Annotated in this window: 23 protein-coding genes and 2 pseudogenes; 4 read left to right on the top strand and 21 right to left on the bottom strand. The window is 55.1% G+C overall.

The annotated features are described in order from the left end of the window. Positions 1 to 117: 117 nt before the first annotated feature. A pseudogene (locus BWR59_RS32885) lies at positions 118 to 285 on the top strand (DNA-binding protein); the annotation flags it as partial. 769 nt (positions 286 to 1,054) lie between these two features. Here BWR59_RS32885 and BWR59_RS19695 read toward each other — a convergent pair. The 3 genes from BWR59_RS19695 to BWR59_RS32890 form a co-directional block, all read right to left on the bottom strand. Further along, a complete protein-coding gene (locus tag BWR59_RS19695; RefSeq protein WP_081567325.1) occupies positions 1,055 to 1,864 on the bottom strand; it encodes a hypothetical protein in 810 nt (269 codons plus the stop codon). 177 nt (positions 1,865 to 2,041) lie between these two features. After that, positions 2,042 to 2,854 carry an abortive infection family protein gene (locus BWR59_RS19700; RefSeq protein WP_230982054.1) on the bottom strand — a complete coding sequence of 271 codons (813 nt, stop codon included), beginning with the start codon at positions 2,852 to 2,854 and terminating at the stop codon, positions 2,042 to 2,044. A 182-nt stretch (positions 2,855 to 3,036) separates the two neighbouring features. Beyond that, positions 3,037 to 3,195, bottom strand: a complete 159-nt coding sequence (locus BWR59_RS32890) for a hypothetical protein (protein ID WP_230982055.1) — start codon at positions 3,193 to 3,195, stop codon at positions 3,037 to 3,039. Between the two features lie 416 nt (positions 3,196 to 3,611). Between BWR59_RS32890 and BWR59_RS32445 the strand changes: the two genes are divergently transcribed. Further along, on the top strand, positions 3,612 to 3,773 hold the full coding sequence (locus BWR59_RS32445; RefSeq protein ID WP_168184511.1) for a hypothetical protein: 162 nt from the start codon (positions 3,612 to 3,614) through the stop codon (positions 3,771 to 3,773). Between the two features lie 333 nt (positions 3,774 to 4,106). On the opposite strand, the gene arsC is transcribed toward BWR59_RS32445, so the two are convergent. The 8 genes and pseudogenes from arsC to BWR59_RS19745 all read right to left on the bottom strand — a co-directional run bounded on the left by arsC (position 4,107) and on the right by BWR59_RS19745 (position 10,265). Next, a complete protein-coding gene (gene arsC, locus BWR59_RS19710; RefSeq protein ID WP_081567326.1) occupies positions 4,107 to 4,529 on the bottom strand; it encodes an arsenate reductase (glutaredoxin) in 423 nt (140 codons plus the stop codon). A gap of 25 nt (positions 4,530 to 4,554) precedes the next feature. Continuing rightward, positions 4,555 to 5,268: an arsenical resistance protein ArsH gene (gene arsH, locus BWR59_RS19715; protein ID WP_081567327.1), complete on the bottom strand. Its 714-nt coding sequence runs from the start codon at positions 5,266 to 5,268 to the stop codon at positions 4,555 to 4,557. 45 nt (positions 5,269 to 5,313) lie between these two features. Beyond that, entirely contained in the window at positions 5,314 to 5,784 is a 471-nt protein-coding gene (locus BWR59_RS19720) for an arsenate reductase ArsC (protein ID WP_081567328.1), read from the bottom strand. Positions 5,785 to 5,800: 16 nt separating this feature from the next. Continuing rightward, positions 5,801 to 7,084, bottom strand: a complete 1,284-nt coding sequence (locus BWR59_RS19725) for an arsenic transporter (protein ID WP_081567329.1) — start codon at positions 7,082 to 7,084, stop codon at positions 5,801 to 5,803. Positions 7,085 to 7,110: 26 nt separating this feature from the next. Continuing rightward, positions 7,111 to 7,467, bottom strand: a complete 357-nt coding sequence (locus BWR59_RS19730) for a metalloregulator ArsR/SmtB family transcription factor (RefSeq protein WP_081567330.1) — start codon at positions 7,465 to 7,467, stop codon at positions 7,111 to 7,113. Then, positions 7,464 to 7,886: pseudogene (locus BWR59_RS19735) on the bottom strand (arsenate reductase ArsC). The gene BWR59_RS19730 and the pseudogene BWR59_RS19735 overlap by 4 nt, the downstream one beginning before the upstream one ends. Positions 7,887 to 8,193: 307 nt before the next feature. Next, entirely contained in the window at positions 8,194 to 9,585 is a 1,392-nt protein-coding gene (locus tag BWR59_RS19740) for a heavy metal sensor histidine kinase (protein WP_081567331.1), read from the bottom strand. Then, positions 9,582 to 10,265 carry a heavy metal response regulator transcription factor gene (locus BWR59_RS19745; protein ID WP_081567332.1) on the bottom strand — a complete coding sequence of 228 codons (684 nt, stop codon included), beginning with the start codon at positions 10,263 to 10,265 and terminating at the stop codon, positions 9,582 to 9,584. The genes BWR59_RS19740 and BWR59_RS19745 overlap by 4 nt, the downstream gene beginning before the upstream one ends. 254 nt (positions 10,266 to 10,519) lie before the next feature. On the opposite strand from BWR59_RS19745, the gene BWR59_RS19750 reads away from it, so the two are divergent. Continuing rightward, positions 10,520 to 10,966 carry a DUF411 domain-containing protein gene (locus BWR59_RS19750; protein ID WP_081567333.1) on the top strand — a complete coding sequence of 149 codons (447 nt, stop codon included), beginning with the start codon at positions 10,520 to 10,522 and terminating at the stop codon, positions 10,964 to 10,966. 49 nt (positions 10,967 to 11,015) lie between these two features. Here BWR59_RS19750 and copD read toward each other — a convergent pair whose 3' ends face one another. The 10 genes from copD to BWR59_RS19800 form a co-directional block, all read right to left on the bottom strand. Continuing rightward, positions 11,016 to 11,951 carry a copper homeostasis membrane protein CopD gene (copD, locus tag BWR59_RS19755; protein ID WP_081567334.1) on the bottom strand — a complete coding sequence of 312 codons (936 nt, stop codon included), beginning with the start codon at positions 11,949 to 11,951 and terminating at the stop codon, positions 11,016 to 11,018. Between the two features lie 2 nt (positions 11,952 to 11,953). Further along, positions 11,954 to 12,337, bottom strand: a complete 384-nt coding sequence (copC, locus tag BWR59_RS19760) for a copper homeostasis periplasmic binding protein CopC (protein ID WP_081567335.1) — start codon at positions 12,335 to 12,337, stop codon at positions 11,954 to 11,956. Between the two features lie 68 nt (positions 12,338 to 12,405). Next, positions 12,406 to 13,368, bottom strand: a complete 963-nt coding sequence (locus tag BWR59_RS19765) for a copper resistance protein B (protein ID WP_081567336.1) — start codon at positions 13,366 to 13,368, stop codon at positions 12,406 to 12,408. 10 nt (positions 13,369 to 13,378) lie between these two features. Beyond that, entirely contained in the window at positions 13,379 to 15,241 is a 1,863-nt protein-coding gene (locus tag BWR59_RS19770) for a copper resistance system multicopper oxidase (protein ID WP_081567337.1), read from the bottom strand. A gap of 148 nt (positions 15,242 to 15,389) precedes the next feature. After that, a complete protein-coding gene (locus BWR59_RS19775) occupies positions 15,390 to 15,599 on the bottom strand; it encodes a co-regulatory protein PtrA N-terminal domain-containing protein (RefSeq protein WP_081567338.1) in 210 nt (69 codons plus the stop codon). 349 nt (positions 15,600 to 15,948) lie between these two features. Continuing rightward, entirely contained in the window at positions 15,949 to 16,287 is a 339-nt protein-coding gene (locus BWR59_RS19780; protein WP_081567339.1) for a copper-binding protein, read from the bottom strand. After that, the gene (locus tag BWR59_RS19785) at positions 16,284 to 19,442 is read right to left on the bottom strand and encodes an efflux RND transporter permease subunit (RefSeq protein WP_081567340.1); all 3,159 of its coding nucleotides are present in this window, start codon (positions 19,440 to 19,442) and stop codon (positions 16,284 to 16,286) included. Before BWR59_RS19785 ends, BWR59_RS19780 begins: the two co-directional genes overlap by 4 nt. Further along, positions 19,439 to 20,917: an efflux RND transporter periplasmic adaptor subunit gene (locus BWR59_RS19790; RefSeq protein WP_081567341.1), complete on the bottom strand. Its 1,479-nt coding sequence runs from the start codon at positions 20,915 to 20,917 to the stop codon at positions 19,439 to 19,441. The genes BWR59_RS19785 and BWR59_RS19790 overlap by 4 nt, the downstream gene beginning before the upstream one ends. Then, positions 20,914 to 22,170 (bottom strand): TolC family protein, encoded by a 1,257-nt coding sequence (locus BWR59_RS19795; RefSeq protein WP_081567342.1) that lies wholly within the window; start codon positions 22,168 to 22,170, stop codon positions 20,914 to 20,916. The genes BWR59_RS19790 and BWR59_RS19795 overlap by 4 nt, the downstream gene beginning before the upstream one ends. Before the next feature lie 96 nt (positions 22,171 to 22,266). Then, positions 22,267 to 22,608 (bottom strand): hypothetical protein, encoded by a 342-nt coding sequence (locus tag BWR59_RS19800; protein WP_081567343.1) that lies wholly within the window; start codon positions 22,606 to 22,608, stop codon positions 22,267 to 22,269. 496 nt (positions 22,609 to 23,104) lie between these two features. Between BWR59_RS19800 and BWR59_RS19805 the strand changes: the two genes are divergently transcribed. Beyond that, a complete protein-coding gene (locus BWR59_RS19805) occupies positions 23,105 to 24,430 on the top strand; it encodes an OprD family porin (RefSeq protein WP_081567344.1) in 1,326 nt (441 codons plus the stop codon). The last annotated feature ends 162 nt before the right edge of the window (positions 24,431 to 24,592 follow it).

A 24,592-nucleotide genomic window follows, 5' to 3' on the forward strand; every position in this document is an offset into this window, starting at 1 on the left:
GCAAGGTGAGTTCGCCGGACGCTTACCCTTAACCAACGTGATTCGAATGATTGCAAGCATCTAACCACGCCTACCATACTACTACCGCACTAGCACAGCTCACTCAAGCCAGCTTCCTTGCGCAAGCCCAAGTCAGCAAGATTACCTGAGCGCATAGCGGAGGAAGGATGTGACGACGCACTGGTTGGCGTTGGGCAATTCGGTCGTTTAGGTCTGGAGTTCATAAGAGAAACCGCCAACGCCCGAGAGGCTATGGAGAGCGCATTGGCAGACGTCCGTCGTGCTTATGAGTCGCGACTGGGAAGAGGTTTTCAAATAGCGTACGTGTGATGCGAGCGGCATGTTGATACGACTGTGGCCTCCTCCAAGAAGCGAAGGTGCCATTGCCGCACCGAGGGTTGAGACGGCGCGAGAGTGGCGGCATCGCCTGACCTTTTCATGGATCCGGTGACGCATAAAAACCCTCCGGCTCCAACCCCCTAACCGGATTCCGCCCTACACTTCCATCAATCAATCGAAACGGGTGCCCACGGTGAACGTACGCGAGCTGATCCAATACCTGTCTGAATTCGATCCTGAGACTGAAGTCGTGATCGAATACGACAGCCATTTCCTGACTGTTAAAGCGGTTCAGCCGGAGATTGTCCTCACCCAAGGGGATAGTTGGGCGGACTATCCGAGCGCCAAAGTGCTTGAGGGTAATAGCCGGTTCCCATTGGGCGATGCCGAGCATGCACCAACCAAAAGAGTCCGCAGCACACCGTCGTCGCGATTTGGGGGACAACGCCTTAAGTCGCCCTCAGTCGCAAAGCGGTCATTCCCCGACTCGCCCGCTTGAGCCAGTGAGATGAACCATCGTTTTCCACGCCTAGTCGAAGCGGTACCAACGCATTCGCAGCAGACTTTAAACCCCACGCCGTTGGGATACGCCCAAATGAATCAACGGAGTTCGCTCATCAGAACTCCGACATGGCCTGAAGACTAGTAACCATCCTGCCGGTTTCGTTGAATTCGAGATGTACCTGACGACCACTGCTCCGCAAACCAAAAGTCCTTACACCTTACTGGATTGTCGTTGACGCTGGCGGAATCGCTTGATGAAGCTCGCATCGATCAGGTCATCTACGTCCAGGGTCAAGGAACAGTTGACCAACGAGGCCAAAGCGTTATCGGACAGCTTGAAGTCGTTGGGGATGAAGCCGTGGTGCTTGACCGTGTTATCGCTGACGCGAGCAGCAAATGCCTTCAAAAAATCCGCCAGACCTGATCGACGTCCCTCTGTTGCGGCAGCTGTTGCTGGATCATTTGCAACAACCTCAGTGCCGTCAGCATTGATGCCGATGACCTCAACAAAAGCGCTCAAAGACGGCCAGTACTTCAGATCGTACTGGTACTGCAGCTCATCCAAATGTTCCTTCACGTGCGACTCGAACAGGTAGTTATGCTCTGACGCCTCGGCCATCACATCAAGGACATGGTAGTGAGTGTCGCAACTGAAGCTTGAATACTCCTTCAACTCATCGCGACGCGTCAGGAGCCCGGCGAGCTGGCTGGCCACCAACGAGATCTGCTCATTGACCTCGATAAGCTCCTTACGAGCGATTCTAGCCTCGCGAATCTTCTCCGGACTCCAAGCCACGGGCGTGTACAGGAAGACGTCAAAGAAGCCCTTGAGCGCGCGCGGGTGATGATCGAGCGCCTTATGAATCTCAGCATAGGCGTCATGTAGCTCAACGCTGCGGGACAGCATGCGTTCAATGACTCTGTTGACGCTTGGCCAAGTTTTGTGAGCCAGGTTGTACTCCATGTCCTCACGAAGAACGGCTTCGCAGCTTCGAACAGCAAGGTAGGAAACAATCGGCATTTGGATCACCTGTGATGTGGACGATGCGCGCAGGTTAGTGAACTGCGAAGATTACGTCGGTACCTGTAAAAAACTTTCCCAGCGCCTACAGGTACCTCAATGCAACGGCTCTCTACCCCGCGTTCGCCTTCGCTGACTTTGCCGGCAGTATTCGTCGACCACGGTTCAAAGCTCTGCTCAAGCCCTGTAGGCTTGGTCATGCAGAAACAACATCGCCGAAGCAGTGATATTCAAGGCGTACTTGGCGACATGCTCAGGCACCACCTTTGGCACTTCACCGGCACCGTGTGAAGAGCTCAAGCGATTACGCAGCGTTGCAACGATCATCAGAGGTGTCTCCCAGAACGTATCCATTTCGGTCTTCGTCATGATCGTTCTCAGCAGCTTCGACGTCGTGTCGCCCTGCGAATACTCAAAGCCCTTTTGGCCACAAATGACCTTCATCACGCTTTCGTAGCTGCTGTTGCACTTCGTGACGCAGTCACTGAATTTTCCATGTCGGTAATCTTCCAGGGCGCCCATGAATTCCGCGTTGGCGTTCAAGAATGCGGGCTTGCGCAGCAATTGGAGAGCAGGCTCGATGGCAGTGTCGTGCATGACCTGGCTATCTTTGGGAATGACCTTCGACTCCTCACGAAGCGTCATGCACTCAGTGGCCTGCCCGTAGAACGTTGACTGCCCACGTTCCCACACGGGTTGCGTGACGAAGTAAGGCAGGTCATCAATACTGAAAAACTCGTTTAACCGGCTCACCACTTCACCTTGCCGACCGTGCAGATAAGGGCCAGCGTCGGAGTGAACGACGTACTCAATAGCGTCTAAAAAATGCGCGTCACTGCAACTGCCCAGAAACTCCAACGCGTCCATTTCACGAGTACGCCCCTGTTTTTCCGTGAGGTGCGCGCGGCCCACCAGGTAAGTGAGCCGCCCATGCAGGAATTCGAGGGTCTCAGACAAGTCGCCTTGGCCAGCATCTCGCAGCAACATCATCGTCCTGTGCCGGAACTCTTTCGTCAGAGGCTTTCGGACGACTCCTTTATTTTCCTTCCGACGAGAAAAGACACCAAAGATATTCCCTATCACATCGTCACCCTCGTGCTGAAAATGAAAACGACCTGCAAGATTCTGAAACCTAGCCGAGTGTTTTAACAGCCTGCTGCTCTCGATGTCGCTTAGATCGAAGTGGTGGAAACCAGCTCGATATGTTTGAATCCCTTTTTCTTGGCCGCGTTTCTGGCATCTTGTTCTGCCATCAGGCTGCTGAGCGTGCTGGCATAGAAGATAAAAATCTCTTCTTGCCCCTCGAACTCTCTCGTAACACGCAACGTCACCTGAAGCTTCAAGAACGTGGGTGACCACTGGTAAGTCGGCGTGTTGCGCGGGCAGGTGGTACAGGTGAAGGTTGGCGCTCCGCGCTCTGAGGTACAGATCTATCAGGTGAACCAAATAGGGCCCTGCGCATTTCCTCTTCGCTCAAATCAACACTCATGCGAAAGATCTCATAAAGAAAAATGACACCGTAGGTGCGGGGTATGGTGCAGTCCTGAGCAAGATTGCCAGGGTCGCACATTATGACCGAATGATGAGTTTCTCGCCTGACGCCCTAAGGCTCCAAATTGCCCGGCAGCTCTTGCGGAGGATGGCTGTGCAACATCATCATAAGGCTCATAGCCAAATAAGCACTGTACTGACTCCACCTAACCGGTTTCCCCATCCTCATAGCGTCTCAGCAGACTCCAGAGGTCGTATGGAACATGACAAGGCCTCTAGGCCCCTCACACTCGACGAATTCGATGGAATGATGCAAGAGTTCGATTTAGCGCAGACCTGGATGCTGGAGCAGCTCATGAGCAGACGCATGGAGGATGATGAGTTAGCGAGTTCTGCCGCCAAAAACTCGAACGAATAATCCACAAAACCATATCATCGGGCTCACAGGCTCCCCGCAGCGGTACAGCTGAGTTGAGCTTCGCCCGAAGCTCCAGGGCGCTAGCCCCCTGCACCCCCAAAAATGGTCGTGTTGCATTTGCGGAGGCGTACGCATTACCCGGCTAGCATCCGCAATTGCAGAAGACGTCTGCTATAGGTCGATAGCCGCCTCTGGGCCAATTCCACATAGCGGGCAGCGTGGGGCCGAGACCGCTTCGCGAATTGAGCGAGGGGTGAAGGCATTCACCTCCAAGCGATTTTAGGAACCGGCAGATATCGGCCACAAGCGGTCACTATTCGGCAGCAAGCGCCATCAAATCCTGTTGCCCTCATCATCAACAAGCAGTTGGCCATCCTCCTTGGCAAATTTCCCGCGCTGCTTTTGCGGCAACAGATCGAGTACTTCCTCTGAGGGACGACACAGGCGCGCTCCTAGTGGGGTAACGACTATCGGGCGGTTGATCAAAATTGGATGCGTCATCATCGCATCGATAAGCTGGTCATCGGTCAGGTCGGGATTGGCCAACCCAAGCTCTTCATAAGGCGTGCCTTTGATGCGGAGTAATGCGCGCCCCCCAGTACCCATGGCGTTGATTAAACCTACCAACGTGTCGCGGTCAGGCGGGGTCTTCAGGTATTCGATTACCGTGGGTTCCTCTCCGCTGTTACGGATCAGTCCCAACGTGTTGCGTGACGTCCCGCACTGAGGGTTGTGGTAGATCGTGATCTCGCTCATGGCGATTGCTCCCTTTGGGGTTGGATTAGATGGAGCGCTGATTAACTCTCTGCGATAGCGCTGCCGCTGACTCTTTACGCTCGGAGTAGCGATCCACCAGATAGTCCTGGCGATCCCGCAACAGGATCGTGAATTTCATCAGCTCCTCCATCACGTCCACCAGACGGTCGTAATAGGACGAAGGCTTCATCCGACCGGAGTCATCGAACTCAGTGAACGCCTTGGCGACCGAGGATTGATTTGGGATGGTGAACATTCGCATCCAGCGCCCCAGAACGCGCAACTGGTTGACCACGTTGAACGACTGGGAGCCACCGCAGACCTGCATCACTGCCAAGGTTTTGCCTTGGGTAGGTCGTACCGCGCCTATCGCAAGCGGCACCCAGTCAATCTGGGCCTTAAATACTGCACTCATAGCGCCGTGACGCTCGGGCGAGCACCAGACCTGGCCCTCTGACCATTGCATCAACTCACGCAGTTCCAGCACCTTCGGATGACTATCAGGCGCATCGTCTGGGAGTGGCAGACCTGACGGATCGAAGATCCGGGTTTCGGCGCCAAACTCTTCAAGCAGGCGTGCAGCTTCCTGAGTGACCAACCGGCTGAACGAGCGCTCTCGGGTCGATCCGTATAGCAGCAGGATGCGCGGCTTGTGCGTTGACGAGGTGCTGGTCGCCAGTCGCTCCAGCGACGGTATGTCGATCAGATCGGCCTGTACGTTGGGTAGTGTGTCTTGCATAAAAAACTCCTTCGGGCTCTGTGATACTGAGCCCGGACTGTCGGCCTAAAGCGTGCCGATGCGATTCAATTCAGCTTTCAGTTCGTCAGCGCTCATCGTGCTAAGAGGCAGGCTCAGAAATACGCCTACACGCTCCTGGATCTTGGCCAGGGTCGACTCAAATGCCGTTCTGATTTCAGCCTCTGATGCCGTTACTTCGGAAGGGTCGGACAGCCCCCAGTGCGCTTTCAGCGCGGGCCCAAAAAATACTGGGCAAGCTTCACCGGCAGCCCGGTCGCAGACCGTAATCACGATGTCGGGTGGCGAACCCTCAAAGGCGTCAGAGGATTTGCTACTCAGACCCTCCGTGGAGATGCCGGCGCTTTGAAGTGTCTGCAAGGCTCGCGGATTTACGCGACCACTTGGGAAGCTGCCCGAGCTGACCGCCTCGACTCCAGCCGGAGCCAGATGATTGAACACGGCCTCGGACAGGATGCTGCGGCAGCTGTTGTGGGTGCACATGAACAGGACTTTCATGGAGTGCCTCATGGATTTAGATACTGAGTCGTAGCGCCAGGGCGCAGAGCGTGACAATCAGGATGGGCAGGGTCAGCACGATCCCGGTCTTGAAGTAGTAACCCCACGTGATAGTGATGTTCTTTTTTGCGAGGACGTGCAGCCAGAGCAGTGTCGCCAAACTGCCAATGGGTGTGATCTTCGGCCCCAGGTCGCAACCGATAATGTTCGCGTACACCATGGCTTGCTGAACCACGCCCTGCGCCTCTGTGCCGTGAATGGACAAGGCGCCGACCAACACGGTAGGCATGTTGTTCATGATCGACGATAGCAACGCTGTGAGCAGTCCGGTGCCAAGGGAGGCGCCCCAGATGCCATGGCCAGCGAAGGTATTCAGGATCTGTGAGATGTGATCAGTGAGCCCGGCATTCTTGAGTCCGTAGACGACCAAGTACATGCCCAGCGAAAAGATCACCACCTGCCAGGGTGCGCCTTTAAGCACCTTTCCGGTGTCGATGGCGTGGCCGCGAGCCGCTATCACGTAAAGGATTAGCGCACACACCGCTGCAATGACGCTGATCGGTATGCCCAGTGGTTCAATCACGAAAAAGCCGATCAGTAGGAGAGCCAAAACCCACCAGCCTGCGACAAACGTTGCCCGGTCGCGGATCACCTCTGAAGGTTGGTGCAGTTGGGCAAGGTCGTAGGTCGCAGGCAGTTCCTTGCGGAAAAACCACAGCAGCATTACCAATGTCGCCGCAACACTGGCGATGTTGACCGGCACCATGACAGAGGCATATTCGCTAAAGCCAATGCTGAAGTAATCGGCGGAAACGATATTGACCAGATTGGAGACCACCAGCGGCAGGCTCGCGGTATCCGCAATGAACCCTGCTGCCATCACGAACGCCAGGGTGGCAGCGGGAGTAAACCGCAATGCCAGCAGCATCGCGATCACGATAGGCGTCAGGATCAGTGCCGCCCCGTCATTCGCGAAGAGCGCCGATACGGCGGCACCTAGCAGGATGATAAAGGTAAATAGTTTCCGGGTACTGCCTGCACCCCAGCGGGCAACATGCAGTGCTGACCACTCGAAGAACCCTGCTTCATCCAACAGCAAGCTAATGATGATCACAGCGATGAACGTGGCAGTGGCGTTCCACACGATGTGCCACACCTCAGGAATGTCCCCAAGGCTGACTACCCCGGTGAGTAGCGCCAGGACAGCACCCAGGCTCGCACTCCATCCGACACCCAGCCCTTTGGGCTGCCAGATGACCAGCACGATAGTGACGACGAATATCAGTACGGCAAGTAGCATTTCAAACACTCGGAAAGGGACGTGGATCAGTCACACACGGCTTGTTTGATGGGACGGCCATTCATGTCGCACAGCCGGGTAGCTTCGTCTTGCAGCCACTGCTGGTTCGCATCGACGACGTCCTTCAGGATCGCAGTGACCCAGGCCGGGAGATCGGGATGAAGCCGGTAATAAACCCACTGCCCCTGACGGCGATCCATGAGCAGGCCTGACGACCGAAGTAGCGCCAAGTGGCGGGAAATTTTGGGTTGGCTCTGATCTAGGGCTGCCGTCAGTTCACAGACGCACAGTTCACCCTCTCTCACGATCAACATCGTGATTTTGGTTCGGGTGTCATCCGCCAGGCACTTGAAGAGCGCGGTCGGATTCATGGGTTCTGTCATACATCCTCCAGATGCTTTGTCTTGACCAACACGAAGAGCTTGATGCGCTCATGGATATCGTGAAGGGTGTGCCGAAACGCGCCGGGATCTTCGCGGGTAACCGGGTCAGGAAAGGCCCACGCGATGATCTCCCCGACTCCAGGCATCGCCTGGCACTCACGTCCGGATTTGTCGCACAGCGTGATGACGTAATCGAACCGCTCCCCCTGAAATTCGTCGATAGATCTGCTGCGCAAGCGTGATGCATCGACCTCCGCGTTCTCCAGTGCAGCTATTGCTCGCGGATCTACAACGGAGGGCTCGCAGCCAGCGCTGAATGCTGCGAAACGCGGATCGGTATGCCGAAACAGGGCCTACGCGATTTGCGAGCGAGCAGACTTGGAAACGCAGACGAACAGGACTTTGGCGGGCTTACTCATGACGCATTCCAAACATACGATAAATCGAATATACGATTTATCAGATATGCGGTAAAGCATATATCCTGGACTAGGCCCTGCTTACCAGACATTTGCCGAACTAGGAATCGGTAGTTTTTTTGGCGCAAAGCTGTGGCACCACACAACATGCGGACTGTTGAGCCATTGCGACCGAGTTTGCAGAGCTTATGGGGAGTGTCTGCCTTCGCTGGTAACAGAGCTGAACTAGGTCGTCTCTGAGCGCAGGAGAAAGTGTGGCCTAACCACTGAGCCGTTCCTTAGTGACGATGCTCTTGAGGATGCTGAATCACGCCCTATTAGGCGCCACTAAAGCAGGTAGGGTTATCGTAAACACCGTATGCCCGCCTCCGGAATAGCACCCCACAGTGCCATCATGGGCCTCCGCCAATGATTTGACGATTGGCAAACCTAGGCCTGCATTGCTGGTAGCGCCTTCTCTCCTTGCTGGATCAGCTCTGTAAAATCGATCAAACAAACGAGGCAGATGCTCTGCCGCAATTTCGTCTCCGGGGTTAGTCACTGACAGAAGCACAGTGTTTCGATCAGATATGATATCTACGGAGATCGTAGACCCTGAGGAGGTATACCTAATCGCGTTGGACAGCAAGTTGGAAATCATCCTGTCCAACATAGTACCGTCACCGTAGACCGTGCCGTGTCCCGAGACCTGGAGCTTTACACCAGTGTCATCTGCCAGTAACTGGTAATACTCGAAGAGTTTCTCAACGACCGAACGCAATTCGATTTTCTGTTTATCAGGTAGAACCAGGCCATTGTCTGACTTTGCTAGAAAAAGCATGCCATCAATGATCCCGGAGAGCCGGTTGAGATCCTCCAGATTGGAATATAGGTTCTCCTCGTAATCCTCTGGCGCACGTTTCTTCGTAAGAATGACCTCAGTATGTGTGCGCAGATTGCTGATGGGAGTCCGTAATTCATGCGCGATATCGGCTGAAAAATTGGACAGCCTGACAAATGAATCCTCAAGGCGACCTAGCATGGCATTGAACGAAGACACGAGAAGCTCAAGTTCGTGGGGCACTGATTCCAGCGGTATGCGCTCTTTTAGCGATCCGACTGACATCGAAGCTGCGACCTGTGTGACTTGCGCAACCGGCCTAAGCCCACTACGCGCCACCAGCCATCCTAAAGCCGCGCTTACCAAAGCGCTGACAGCCAGCCCGATTACCAACCACCAGCGTAAGGTTTCGACGAACTGCATATGACTGGTCACATCCAGACTCAACCAAGCGGTCAGAGGCTCAGCTTCATTTACTAAATGAACTTCGGCCTTCATGCCTCGATACATGTGGCCGGCAGCCGTCCACTCCAACATATCCTGCCCAACCTCGTGAGCGTTGGAAGCGGGTTGTGCGGCTCCGTCGGAGGTAGCGAAGATCGTACGCCCACTCAGGGTGACAATTGATGCTGACAGTTCCTGGTGGGCGCCTAGCAAGGCTTGGAGTTGCAGCACCACTTCTGACAAGTCTGCGGAGCCAGCTTCGCCATCCATAATTTTCCGAATGGATTCGAGCTTTTCCGTCATGAGTTGACGGTCGAGCCCCTTGAAATGATGACGACTGAACGCATCGAACGTAAAGCCCGCGACTACTAGCACGGCAACCGTTGCACAGACGAACATCAAGCTCAAACGAAGGGTGAGAGATGTGCGCTTCATTCGGTATCAGGAGCGTCTAGCATGTAGCCCATTCCCCTAGTGGTTTGGATCAGTTTAGTGTCGAAATCATCATCGATTTTGGCCCTGAGACGGCGTATCGCGACTTCGATTACATTGGTATCACTGTCGAAGTTCATATCCCAGACCTGTGAGGCGATCAGTGATTTTGGCAAGACTTCCCCCCTACGGCGCATAAGGAGTTCCAAAAGCGAAAATTCCTTCGCGGTAAGGTCAATGCGTCGACCTGAGCGCGAGGCCCGGCGCTTTAGCAGGTCGACCTCCAGATCTCCGATCTTGATAGATGTCTGGTTGGGTACGGCGGAGCCACGACGAAGCAAGCTTCTGACGCGAGCAAGTAGTTCGGAAAATGCGAAGGGTTTAACGAGATAGTCGTCCGCGCCCAACTCTAACCCTTTGACCCGATCATCGACTCCATCCCTGGCTGTTAGAAAAAGCACAGGGACTGGGCTGCCAGATGCGCGTACACCCCGGATAACTTCCCAGCCATCAACTCCCGGCATCATCACGTCCAGAATCAGGAGATCGTAGCTCTCGCCCAGCGCTTGGGCTAGCGCCTCAGTGCCCGTCACGACTCGGTCGACACTAAAGCCTGCCTCCACAAGGCCCTGCTGTAGATACATTCCGATTTTGGGTTCATCTTCTGCGACCAAGAGTTTCATGAGCGGGCTCCGGTTTTGCGGTGTTCTAGTGTGCTACCAATCTGACAACTGTGCGCAAGCTTACGTAAATGTAATGGCCTCAACAGCCAATGCGGAACTCCCTGTCACGGCAGGCCGGTGTGCGGTGATATCAGCTAACAGGCGGCTTACAAAAATGTAATCGCGATCTGATTTTTTGCGCTTAACCTACCTGTCAGAGGATGCGGATGCCAACGGCATAGAGCAACCGTCCAAAACCTGATGAGGTGCATTGAATGTCCAAACGAAAGCTTTTGGTCGCTATGGGATTGGTGATATGTGGGGTCGTCCAGGCAGCTGACCCACTCACAATTGACGTGCATCGTGACGCTAATTGCGGCTGCTGCAAGGAATGGGTGAAGCACCTTGAGTCGAATGGATTCAAAGTGATCGACCACGTCGAAAGTAACATGAGTACTATCAAGCAGAGCCTCGGAGTGCCGCAGGGACTAGCGTCGTGCCACACGGGTGTTATCAACGGCAAGTTCGTAGAGGGCCATGTCCCAGCCGAAGAAATCAAAAAGTTGAGTAGTCGCTCCGACCTTGCAGGTATCGCAGTGCCAGGTATGCCCGCAGGTTCTCCCGGCATGGACTACGGCCAGATTCATCAGCCTTATCAAGTTTTGGGAGTTACCAAAGCGGGAACGCAAGAAGTGGTTGCTGACTACCCCGTCAGCCGATAATCGGGCCTGGATCTGAGCGCCCTAGAGGTCGCTCAGATCTGGCTACCGCTCACCCTTGAGCCATCTCAACCGAAGGGCTCAGCGTTCCTAGCCATGCCACCAAGCAGACGATAACCACAGCACAGGTTGACTCAATCACTACGCTTTTTCTCAAAGCAGTTGCTGCTAAAGAATACTCACCGGCTTCCACAGAGCGCTCGAGTGAAGGGCTTAGGTAAAAACGGTTGAGGGTAGCCAGCCCGATCATGCATGCAAAAAGCAGAATTTTTAAGAACAGAAGGACGCCATAGGTGCTGGTTGAAACTTCTAGCAACGTCGGGCCGACAATGAAGAGATAGTTGGCGACGCCCGTCACTATGATTGTACCCACAATAAACGCGCCTGCTGTTTCGAACCCCTTGAGCGCTCGTGACAGCACTCGTACGAGTTGCTCCGAATTAGACCTCCTGATGCTCAACATCAAGCCAAACGCCGCGAGAGCTCCGATCCAGCCACCTGCGGCAAGTAGATGCAGAATATCAGCCGCAAAGTGCCAGAACCGTCGCACCCCTTCGTCCATCGCCCCGTGACCTGTCCACGGGAGCGTGGCCAACGCGATGCTGCCCGCCAAAGTAGCGATCCAGAGACTGCCTGTTGGCCATCGCTTACTCTGGCTTCCGAAGAAAATCACCACCGCGAGCGAGATCATGCGTGTAAGCCAGCTGTAGCCGACTTCTGTCTCGTACAGCATCATTTCCAGGTGGGGCCGCAGCTCCGCCCAGTCGGAGGCACCGCTCATATTTTTTGTCATAACGACAAAAGCGGCGAGAGACAAAAACATACCTACAGCGGCAGTGCCAGGGAGTAGCGACCCAAAATGCAGAACTGTTCCCGATGCTCGTTCCTTTCCCCGAAGGCTGTATAGCCCAAAGACCGCGAGACCGAACAGGAGCATTAGATCCAGGTAGAGCGCGAGGCGCAGCACCACATTCAAAGAGTCGCTCATGCTTATTTCACTTTGAAGGTTACGGCGCCGGTGATCGGGTGGGTGTCGGACGAGACTGCTCGCCATTCCACTTTATAGGTGCCAGTTGTGAGAGGAGAGGCAGGAGTTACGACCATCGTTTTAGGATCACCGCCACCGGCCACGCTGGCTTTCACACCCATAGGTGAATTGGGCATGCCAGGCATGTCGGTCATGATCAACTTGGCTCCGGAAAACTGAGTGACCAAGTTTTCAGAAAAGTGCAGCTCAATCTTTGCCGGGGCTTGGCCGCTCTCACCTTCAGCAGGAGTTGAAGACAGCAGCTTCGGGTGGGCTTGGGCAACTGCACTGAGCAGTAAGCTGGATGAAAGAGCAACGGCCACAACACAGGATTTGAAAACGGACATGCAAGGCTCCTCACAGCACGAAGCTGTTGTAATGAGGTGAGATAATTATTGGGTACCGCTTACTTCGATTAGAACCAAACTCGGACGCCGACCACTAGGCGTGCTTCGCTATTGTCTTCACCTTCCTCGCGGGCATAGTCTGCGGTTTTTCCATAAGACCGGTTCCAAGTCACACCGACGTAAGGTGCAAACTGCGGACGGATTTCGTATCTGAGCCGCAAACCAACTTCACTTTCAGACAGCCCCGAACCCACTCCACGCTGGGGATCGTTTTTTCCGTAAAAATTGAATTCTGCCGTCGGTTGCAATATCAGCTTGTTGGTAAGGAGAATGTCGTAGTCGCCTTCCAGCCGGGCAGCAGTCTGGCCACCTTCCCCGAGATAAGCAGTTGCTTTGGCCTCGAAATTGTAGAGAGCCAAGCCTTGGATACCGAAGGCAGCCCACGTCTGAGGGTCGCCTGGTTTGAAGTCTTGACGAACCCCGCCGACTAGATCCCACCAAGGGCTGATGGCGTGTCCCCATAAAGCGTGAACCTCAGCTTCTTCAGTCTTCCCATTGGTGCGCTCTCCTTCGGTGCGCCACCAAAGCCGATCAATATCTCCCCCTATCCAACCTTGGGCTTCCCAGTTCAGCGCGCTTCCATCGTCAGCATCCTGCCATTCCAGCTTCTCAAATATAAAAAATGAGTTAAGAGCACTGTCATGGACTTCGTGACCACCAGGGGCGTTATAAACTGCGGCTCTGTCAGCATCGGTAAGTGGTGGTATCGGAGTCCGACTTTGAGTTTGTGGTTGCTTGGCGGGCTGCATACCTTCCATTTTGCTGTGATCCATACCCTGCATTTGGCTGTGATCCATACCCTGCATTTGGCTATGATCCATGCCCTGCATTTGGCCGTGATCCATGCCCTGCATCTGACTGTGATCCATGCCCTGGCTGGACTCAGCAACTGCCGGCAAAGTAACACCAGCAGTGAGAGCGACCGTGAGTACCGCTGAGTGCATGCGAGTCCCGCTTAAGAAATTACTCATAGCCATCTCCTTATTCCTCCACGCGCACTTCACGGAACATGCCCATTTCCATGTGGTACAGCAGATGGCAGTGATAGGCCCAGCGTCCCAACGCATCAGCAGTCACTCGGTAGCTACGCTTTGATCCTGGCGGCATATCGATGGTGTGTTTGCGGACAAGGAATTGCCCGTTTTCGTCTTCAAGGTCGCTCCACATCCCATGCAGGTGGATGGGGTGAGTCATCATGGTGTCGTTTACGAGAACGAACCGAACTCGCTCGCCGTACTTCAGCTTTACCGGCTCGGCGTCTGAAAACTTCACGCCGTTGAAAGACCAGGAAAATTTCTCCATATGACCGGTCAAGTGCAGTTCAACAGTGCGACTTGGCTCACGGCCATCTGGATCTTCAAACGTGCTTTTCAGATCAGAATACGTCAGCACCTTTCGACCATTGTCGCGAAGGCCCATGCCAGGATCATCGAGCTTTGGAGTGGTCGACATTGCTTGCATGTCGACGAGGGGATTGTTGGACTCTGTGGCTGGGTGCGACTGCATTTCTCCCATGCCACTCATGCCCCCCATTGCCATTTTGCTGTGATCCATTCCCTCCATGCTGTCCATACCGGACATGCCTTGCATAGCACCAGAGCTATCTTTCATGGCTCCGCCGTCCATACCTGACATACCCTGCATCGAGTCGTCTCCCATACCGGCCATTTTGCTGTGATCCATTCCAGCCATATCGCCCATGCCGGCCATCCCACCGTGATCCATACCGGCCATACCCATGTCGGCCATGGTGACTAAAGGTCGAGGGTCTAGCGCAGGTACAGGAGCAGTCATGCCAGACCGGACAGCCAAGGTACCTCGGGCGTAACCCGACCGATCCATTGACTGCGCAAACAGTGTGTAGACCTCTTGGGTGGGTTCGACGATCACGTCAAACGTCTCGGCAGTGGCGATTCTGAATTCATCCACGATTACAGGTTTGACGTACTGGCCATCAGCAGCCACAACAGTCATCTTCAAACCTGGGATACGGACGTCGAAGTAGGACATGGCTGAACCATTGATAAACCTTAACCTTAGCTTTTCGCCAGGTTTGAAAGTGCCAGTCCAGTTAGAGTCCGGAGACTGTCCGTTCATCAAGTATGTGTACGTCGCACCACTGACGTCCGCAATGTCCGTAGGATTCATCTTCATCTCGGCCCACATCTTGCGATCAGCGACGGTTGCTGACCAACCCTTGTCAGCCACGTCACTGATGAAGTCACCCACTGTTCGCTTATGAGTGTTGTAGAAGTCCGCCTGTTTCTTGAGTGTTTTCATCAGCGAAGCAGGATTTTCATCCGTCCAGTCGCTAAGCATCACCACGAGGTCGCGGTCATACTCAAAAGGTTCAGGCTCTTTGGCATCGATGACCAGTGGGCCGTATACGCCAACCTGTTCTTGGAAGCCGGAGTGACTGTGATACCAGTACGTTCCGTTCTGCTTGACCTTGAACTGATAGACGTAGGTGCCATCAGGCTCAATCCCGTGAAAGCTGAGGCCTGGGACGCCGTCCATATTTGCGGGCAGGATGATTCCGTGCCAGTGGATTGAAGTCATATCCTTAAGGCGGTTCTTGACCCGCAAGGTTACGGTATCGCCCTCACGCCAGCGCAGCTGAGGCCCAGGAATACCACCGTTTATGGTCATGGCCGTCCGGGAGTTCCCAGTGATATTTACCGGTGTTTCTCCGATGAATAGGTCAAAGTTTGTACCTGATAAGACATTGGTCTCGCCCGGTTTAGGAGCGGCCCAGATTGGGGTATGCCAGAGGCCTAAACCACCGAGAATCCCGCCTGCGGTGAGTCCTTTCACAAAGGTGCGCCGAGATGTTTTGGCTTGCATACCGAGTCGTGTCCCGTCAGTCGGATGTAAGGTGTGCGCACTGGGCGCGCCTCCGAGTGCTATCGCTCGGCGACCTAGTGCGCTTGATACGTCGAAAGATGCCATAAGCCAGCCAACGGGGTAATTACATTTCCGTAAGCTGGAGCCCTTAGCAATGCGGCTGCTTCTTATCAGTGGCAGGCTTTTGTTGCGCGACATCCTCTTGCGTCTCGACTGAGGCGGAGGGCTTAATAACAGACAAAGCGACCTCGCGTGCTTGTGCCATGCGTGCAAAAGTGCGGTCGCCGCCGCCCTCGGCGAAAGCCAGTGATGACATGATCAAGGTGGAAGTAAGAATTGCGAATTTCATAGTTTTCATGGGCTGCCCTCAGCATATTTGTTTGGGAAGAACTAGATCCTTTCAGGTAAGTTCAACTCGATAATGAAGGACGGAACCTTTCAGCACGCTGATCTGGTGATTACACTTTGGACAGGGAAGCCGCGCACGATATGCCGTGTGACAGCCCTAGGCATATCAATCGGGTCGCCAGAAATTGGCCGGAGCGCGGTACGTGATGCGTACCAAATCGTCGGCCTACCTCGGCAGGGCAATGATGAAGTGGCGGCCAGCTATGAAGCCAGATGATGTCAGCTCCAGCCTAGCGTTGGTATGGTAACTGCACGATTGCTGCCAAGTGAAAATGACAGCAATCGCCCTGCAGGCTACATCACTTTTTTATCGAAACGATGGTTGCTCTACCTCCAGGTTGTGAAAAGGAAAATGACACCTTGTCTCCAACTTGAAGCCCAACGATCTGGTCATCTGCCACAGCAAACGCCATCGTCATTGGTGGCCAATGCACAGCCGGAACAGCGCCATGAGAAATGGTTATGGTGTGCTTGTCGTGATCAATCGCCTTGATTATCCCCTCGGCACTCGCGGCCTGTGCCGCGCTGGCGGAGGAGCTACCCATTCCATCCATTTTCATGCCCGGCATGTCGTCAGCCCAGACAGAAAGAGACAGCGCGAGCAGGGTGGCAGCGACAACAGATTGAGTCAGTTTCATACAATTTTCTCCTGAGAACGTGCAGATTTGATGGATAGCTGCCTGCGACGCATCAATTGATATGCGGCAGGCAGGACAAAAAGCGAAAGCAACGGAGCTGTAACCATCCCGCCGACCATGGGGGCCGAGATACGGCTCATCACCTCACCGCCAGTTCCGCTGCCTAAGAGAATCGGTATCAGCCCAGCGAGAATGACGGCCACCGTCATTGCCTTTGGCCGTACGCGCTGCACCGCGCCCTGGCGAATTGCTTCGATCAGCCCGTGTTCTGAGCTGTCACCAACGCTTTGACGCTCTGCCCAGGCATTCTTCAAGTAGAGCAGCATGATGACGCCAAACTCGGCAGAAACTCCCGCCAGTGCGATAAAACCAACGCCTGTGGCCACCGAAAGGTTGAAACCGAGCAGATAGAGGAACCAAGCTCCCCCGGTGAGTGCGAACGGGAGAGTGGCCATGATCAGTAACGCCTCATCAACTCGTGAAAAGGTCAGATACAGCAGCACGAAAATGATGAGCAAAGTGGCTGGAACAACCAGCTTTAGTCGGGCATTCGCCCTTTCAAGAAACTCGAACTGCCCCGAATAGCTCAAGCTCATCCCCGGCTGCAAAGTGACTTGCTGGCCGATGGCTTGGCGCAGATCGCGGACAACTGATGCCAAGTCTCTGCCACGTACGTCGATATACACCCAGCCAGAAGGCCGTGCGTTCTCACTTTTGAGCATTGGAGGGCCATCGGTGACGTTGATCTTCGCTACCGTACCCAAGGTGATCTGACTTCCCTGAGGGGTATAGATCGGCAACTGCTCTAGCGCCCCTACCGAATCACGCCATTCCCGTGGGTAACGCACGTTGATCGGAAAACGGGCCAACCCTTCAATCGTCTCCCCGACGTTTTCACCGCCGATGGCCCCTGCCACGATTGACTGAACATCGGTGATATTCAGGCCATAACGCGCAGCTGCTTTCCGGTCGATATCGACGTCGATGTAACGCCCGCCCGTAAGGCGCTCTGCCAGCGCCGAGCTGACGCCGGTCACAGTCTTGGCTACACGCTCCACGGCCTGTGTGACGGCATCGATCTCAGTGAGGTTTGTACCCGCAACCTTGATGCCGATGGGGCTCTTGATTCCTGTGGCGAGCATGTCGATGCGGTTACGGATCGGTGGAATCCAGATGTTGGTCAGCCCTGGAACCCTCACCACGCGATCCAGCTCATCAACCAGTTTTTCCTGTGTCATACCCGCACGCCATTGCTCGTGCGGTTTGAATTGAATGGTGGTTTCAAACATTTCGAGCGGTGCAGGATCAGTAGCGGTTTCCGCGCGACCGGCTTTACCAGAAACGTGCTCGACCTCAGGAATGGTCTTGATCAGACGGTCAGTCTGTTGCAGCAGCTGCGCAGCCTTTTGAGCGGATAAACCAGGAAGAGCAGATGGCATATAAAGCAGATCGCCTTCGTCTAATGGCGGTAGGAACTCGCCACCCAGTTGGGAGAGTGGCCACACTGCACTGACAAACACGAGTGAGGCGATCACCAACGTGGTCTTGGGACGCTTCAGGACGGCACTCAACGCAGGTCGGTAAATCCTGACCAGCAGCCGGTTCAGCGGGTTTTTCTGTTCATCGGGCAGCTTCCCGCGAATCCAGTAGCCCATCAGTACCGGCACCAGCGTGACGGACAAACCTGCTGCCGCCGCCATGGCGTAGGTCTTGGTAAACGCCAACGGCCCGAACAACCTTCCTTCCTGGGCCTCAAGGGTGAACACCGGGATGAACGACAAGGTGATGATCAGCAGACAGAAAAACAGGGCCGGGCCGACCTCTGTTGCAGCTTCCGTCATCACTTGCCAATGGCTGTCGCCCTTCAGCACCTCTCCGGGGTGAGCCAAATGCCACGCTTCAACCTTCTTGTGAGCGTTCTCGATCATCACCACGGCGGCATCGACCATCGCACCGATGGCAATGGCGATGCCCCCCAAAGACATGATGTTGGCGTTGATGCCCTGATGATGCATGACGATAAAAGCGATCAGGACACCCACCGGCAACGAGATGATCGCAACCAGCGACGAACGCAAGTGCCACAGGAAAACCGCGCACACCAAGGCGACGACGATGAACTCCTCGATCAGCTTATGACTGAGGTTTTCCACCGCACGGTCGATCAACTTGCTGCGATCATAGGTCGTGACGATTTCCACCCCGGTCGGCAGGCTCTGCTTGAGTTCTTCCAGCTTGGTCTTGACCGCCGCGATGGTCTCCCGAGCGTTCTTGCCGCTGCGCAAAACCACGACGCCACCCACGGTTTCCCCCTGACCGTCGAGTTCGGAAATACCCCGGCGCATTTCTGGCCCCAATTGGATTGTGGCGACATCCCCAAGCGTGATAGGTACGCCACCAGCTCCCAGTTTGAGCGGGATCGACCGGAAGTCGTTGAGCGTCTTCAGGTAGCCTGAGGCTCTCACGATGAACTCGGTTTCCGCCATTTCCAGCACTGCGCCTCCGGCTTCCTGGTTGGCCTTGCCGATAGCAGCACTGACGTCCGCTTGGGTGATCCCCTGACTGGCCAGCCGGATAGGATCGAGCAGCACCTGATACTGTTTGACCATGCCGCCCACGGTGGCAACCTCGGCCACATTAGGCAGCGTCTTGAGTTCAAACTTGAGAAACCAGTCCTGCAAAGCACGCAGTTGCGCCAGGTCATGCCCGCCGCTGCGATCCACCAGGGCATACTGAAAAATCCAGCCGACACCCGTCGCATCGGGGCCCAGTGCCGGTTTCGCGTTTGCCGGTAAACGGCTTTGCACCTGACTCAAGTATTCCAGCACTCGCGAGCGGGCCCAGTACGGATCGGTTCCGTCCTCGAACAGCACGTACACAAAACTGTCGCCGAAGAACGAATACCCTCGCACCGTTTTTGCACCCGGCACAGAAAGCATGGTCGTGGACAGCGGGTAGGTGACCTGATTTTCGACGATCTGGGGCGCCTGCCCCGCATAGGGCGTGCGGATAATTACCTGAACATCGGAGAGATCCGGCAGCGCGTCGATGGGCGTATTTTTCAGCGACCAAAGGCCCCAGGCCATTATGAACAGTGTCGCCAGCAGCACAAGGAAGCGATTGGCGACTGACCATCTGATGAGGGCGGCAATCATGGTTGGCTCCCCTTCTTGTCGAGCCGTTCGACGACTAGCCCGTCATCAGTTTGGCTGGCTGCAATCCGAACCTTGTCACCCACCTTGAGACCTTTCATTGATGCTGGATCAGCAACAGGAAACGTCATCGTCATACCGGGCATGCCGAGGGTAATGAAGGGGCCATGGGCGAGCGTGATCGTCCGGTCGCTGATGCCGACAACCTGCCCGTCAGCTTCATGCAAAGGCGGCGATACACCTGTAGATGAATCAGTTTGAGCTGATGCGATGATCCCTTTGAGACTGGCCTCTGAGTCCAGCAGGAACTGGCCGGATGCGACGACTTTCTGACCTTCTTTCAAGCCCTGTGCAATTGCCGTCTTGCCATCACTTTCCTGCCCGAGCTGCACTTCCACCGGGCGGTACTTGCCCGACTCTTCCGCGACCATGACCAATGCCCGCCGTCCGGTACGAATAACGGCTTCGCTGGGCACCCATAACACGCTCTGTTCGCCGGGGTGATGCAGACGCACCTGGGCTGTCAGGCCCGGTCTGAGTTGTCCGTCCGGGTTGATGAGTTCCACGCGCACACGAAGGGTACGGCTGTCCGGATTGGTCTCTGGGAGAATCGCACTGACCTTGCCTGTCAGCGTCTTTCCGGGGAAGGCCGGAAGGCGCGCTTCGACGCTCTGCCCAATGCTGACGGAACCGGCTTCGGATTCCGGAACGGCCACCGCCAGCCAAACGCTGTCCAATCCGTTTATTTGAGCCAGCGTCTGCCCTGTTGCCAGGGTCATGCCCACGCGCAGATTCAACTCTTGTAGAACACCGCGTATTGGGCTGGTGACTGTCAGGTAGGGCTGTACTTTTCCGGTGCGCTCAACCTGTGCAATCAACCCCGCAGGCATGCCAGTCAGACGCAGCCGCTGTCGTGCCGCACTTAACAGCGCCGCATCACCTTGGGCTTTGAGAGAGAGGAATTCCGTCTGGGCAGCGGCCCATTCCGGTACGAGGATGTTTGCCAGTGGAGCGTTGAGCGCCAATACGTCACCGGGCGCATGCGCGTACACCCGCTCAACAAAACCGTTGGTGCGAGCCTGAAGCACGGCGATGTCGCGCTCGTTAAAGGTCAACAAGCCGGTAACGTCTAACGTGGAATCGACCACGCCACGGGTCACAGCAGCCAGTCGCACGCCAAGATTCTGAGTGACGCCAGGATCGATTTGGAGCACAGCCGCATCTCCGTCGCCACTGGCATATTGAGGAACCAGCTGCATATCCATAAAGGGGGATTTGCCCGGCTTATCGAATTTCTGCTGGGGGTACATAGGGTCGTACCAGTACAGGGCCTGGCGCCCCTTCGAGTCATGCGAAGATTGCACCTCAGTCGCAGTCGACGGGCTATTACCTGCTTTGCCCGCGAACCAATATCCACCTGTCGCACCAAGTCCCATGGACAGGCACACCAGTACAATCACATTCCACGGTCTGCTCATTGGCGAGCCTCCCCGTAGCCGAAGTACAGGCGAGCACTGGTCAACGCTTGTTGTTCCTCCACGTCAATCTGCTTGAGTCGTGCGTCAAGGAGTTCACGACGGGCCGCGATCACTGCGCTCAGATCACCTTTGCCTGCCCGGTAACTGGCTAGGCTGAGTTCGACTCTTTGCTGGGCTAATGGCACCAAGCTTTCACGGTTGCGCGAAACGGCTCGACTTAACCGCGTGTAGTCGGCCAGTTCACTTTCCAGTTGCTCGGTGTGCTCTCGGATCAAGGCGTCGCGTTGCGCCTCGATCTGGCTGAGTTCTGCCTGTCTGGCTGCGATCTTCGGGTTTTGCCGGGAGTCCGGAAACAGCGGCAAATCCCATGAGAACTGCACGCTAACCATGTCGCCAAATTCACGATTGCGGTGCTGATAATCTAATTCCCAGCTCCAGTCCGGACGTTTTTCTGAAACGGCCTCTTGTACCTTTGCCTGCGCTTCACGAGCCATTGGCGCAAACGCCGCCAGCTCGGGATGATGTTGCAGCTTGTGTGTGTATCCGGAGGCATCAACAGGCCAGTTGGGCAGGTTACCTGCTGGATCATCTCCACCTGCCGCACCTATCCAGCGCTTGAGTGCCGCACGTGCGCGGGTTCGCTGAAGGCTGAGGTCATCCTGTTGCTCCGCGAGCAGCGCAGCTTCCTGTTTGGGTGTCACAGCATCGGCGGGTTGAGCACGGCCACCAGCGATTTGCGCCCTGACAGTTTCTGAGAGCAGTCGGTTTTCCTGGTAAAGGTTCTGAAATAGCGCGTCCTTACGCTCGACCGAATAGCTGCTGATCCATGCCATCGCTGTCGACTGACGTACGTTCAGCCTTTCGACCTGGCGCTCCGCCGCTGCGCGCTCGACTGCCGCATTCGCAACTTCGATACGCGCTCTGCGTTTGTCACTGTTGGGCATTTCCTGTTTGACCCCGACCATTTGCATGGTCATGAAGTCATTGTTGACGCTCCAACGATCTGGGCCACCGACAGGGTAATTTTGCAAACCTGCCAGTAGCTTGGGGTCGGGAAGTTCCCCGGCGGGAATGGCCGCGTTGCTGGCGGCTTGAATATTGGCATCTTGTGCGGCAAGCGAAGGCGCGTTGCTTTCTGCCAGCCGTAACGCTTCATCAAGCGTTAAGGTGGCAGCAAGACTCGGCCATGCCAGCACGCTTGCGAACAGACCAGCCACGACAGGCCAGCCGGTGCAGTAGCACTTGGCGTTCATGATTTCGATTCCTGTGATCATTCGCTGCGCGTAAAGAAAACGCGCGCAGGCAGTCCACGTCGCCTAGGCGACATGGGGCTCAACGTCGATCAGGAATCAGGTGCGCGGCGGTCGCCATACCCCGGAAGGAGGCTGGATCGGAGATGAGTCGCTGACAAGAGAAAAAGCGATGGGGGTGAGTGGCGTTACCGCTGGCTTGAAGATTGAGACTTCCAGCATGCCGCCCGTCTTGCACTCCTGGCCCGGCTTGCACGGCTTACCATGGTCTGCGGGGCTTTTCATGTCGTTACAGCAGTCCATCCCCATGTCATCCATCATCGCCATACCCATTGTCTTCATTGGACAAGGTTCTGTCGGTGCTTGAACACCCGCCATCCCGGTGAGGGGAAGCGTGAGGCTGATGAGGAGAATGAGGCAGAACCGCAGATAACGTTTCATACGGAAGCACTGTAGGGAACGGAAACGACGCTGACAATAGGATTTTGATGGTCAAAACCAACACAGCTGCATAACTTGCGCTATTGAAGCAATGTTGGATTAAGGCGACATTATGGGATTTTTCGCAGGAAGACGAACTTACGCTACGTACGCAATATCGCGACGGCCATATGAGGGCGGTTGGTGCCTATCGAGAACCTTAGGCGCGTCCAACATGACCGGTCACTACGAACGCAAATGACTGGTCAGATCGAATGCAAATGGGTGGTCAAGTCCGTGCAATTACGCATTCAGAGTCTCGCTTACAGTACCAAGCCATAATTCCTCACCTAAGATCGGTCACCCATGATGGATTTTATTTCAGATTTGTAATTTTCGAGTCATCCCGCCGTTATCTCCAACTCGTCAGTATTGCGCCTACTGGCAGCTCTCAGATTTACAAAAAATAGCCAGGTCGAGACGTCTATAAGAAACTGCCGATTCGAACGGAGCGCACATGACCCACTTGAAGAAAATTTCCCTCGCAGTGTTTTCCACTATCGCGAGTGTCACGCCAATCGTCGGTTTTGCCGAAGAACCAAAAGAAGGATTCATCGAGGGAAGCACACTCAATCTCCTTAGCCGCACCTTTTACATGAACCGTGATAACCGTAAGGGCCAATCTGCACCGTCTGGCAAAGGTTATTCCGAAGCCACTGGGCAAGGTTTTATCGGGAAGTTTGAATCAGGTTTCACTCAGGGCACATTCGGCGTAGGTGTCGATGCGTTCGTGCTGTCGGGGTTCAAACTCGACACAGGGGGGGGACGTAACGGTGGGCAGAGCTCGTTCAACGTCTTGCCTGTCGACAAAGATGGCAATGCAAAAGACGAGTACACGAAGGTAGGCGGCTCGGTGAAAGCTCGAGCATTCGACACCGTAGTGAACGTCGGTGATGTGTTCCCATCGACTCCTGTGGTGTCGTTTGGTGACTCACGTCTGCTTCCGGAAAGCTTCCGAGGTGTGACGGCTATCAACAAAAGCTTCAGCGGCCTGACTGTTCAAGGTGGCCGACTACATTCGATGAGTCAGCCCCAGTCCACCTCGATGCGCGATAATTTCGTGACCTTTTACGGTGGCCCGGTGAACTCGCCTTGGATTGGCTACTTCGGTGGTGACTATGAGGCCACTGACCGGCTGACTGTCGGCTTGTATGGCAGCAGGCTGAAGGATGCATGGGATCAGAAATATGCCTCGGCATCCTATGTACTGCCACTGTCTGACCAGATGGCGCTGACCACAAGCCTGAACTACTACAACGCCACCGACGAGGGTAAAAAGCTGCTCGGGAAGTTCGACAACGACATCTGGAGTGCCAAGGTTGCGTTGAAGTACGGCTCACACACTCTGGCCCTGTCTCACCAGCGTAACCAAGGTGATGACGACTTCGACTACCTGAGACAGTCTGACTCTATCTACGTGGCGAACTCGATCCAGTACAGCGACTTCAACGCCCCGAAAGAACGCTCCTGGATGGTGACCTACAACCTGGACATGACCAGCTTTGGCGTTCCTGGCCTGACGTTCATGACCCGCTACGGCAAGGGCACAGACGGCGACTACTCCAACGCCAACAGCGTCTACATGCGCCGGGATGCCGACGGCAATCCCCTCAAGGATCAGAAGCGTTGGGAACGCGACATCGAAGCGAAATACGTCGTCCAGACAGGCAGCTTGAAGGATCTGTCACTACGACTGCGCCAAGCGACTACACGGGCCACTGCTTTCGAGTCTGACCTGGATGAATTCCGGCTGATCGTAGAGTACCCGCTGAGCGTGCTTTAACTGATCGCATGCCTCGTCGCTGATAGGTGGCTGAGGATGTGCAATCAAATGAAGGTGCCCTAAGGGGCACCTTTTTTGTGAGCCGAATTAGTAAGACAAAAAAAGCGGCCATATAGGCCGCTAAGTGTGGAGATTCTGTGGCAGCGCCTAAGCGCCCAGGCA

It is taken from the genome of Pseudomonas sp. Bc-h (assembly GCF_002080045.1).
Taxonomy (GTDB): domain Bacteria; phylum Pseudomonadota; class Gammaproteobacteria; order Pseudomonadales; family Pseudomonadaceae; genus Aquipseudomonas.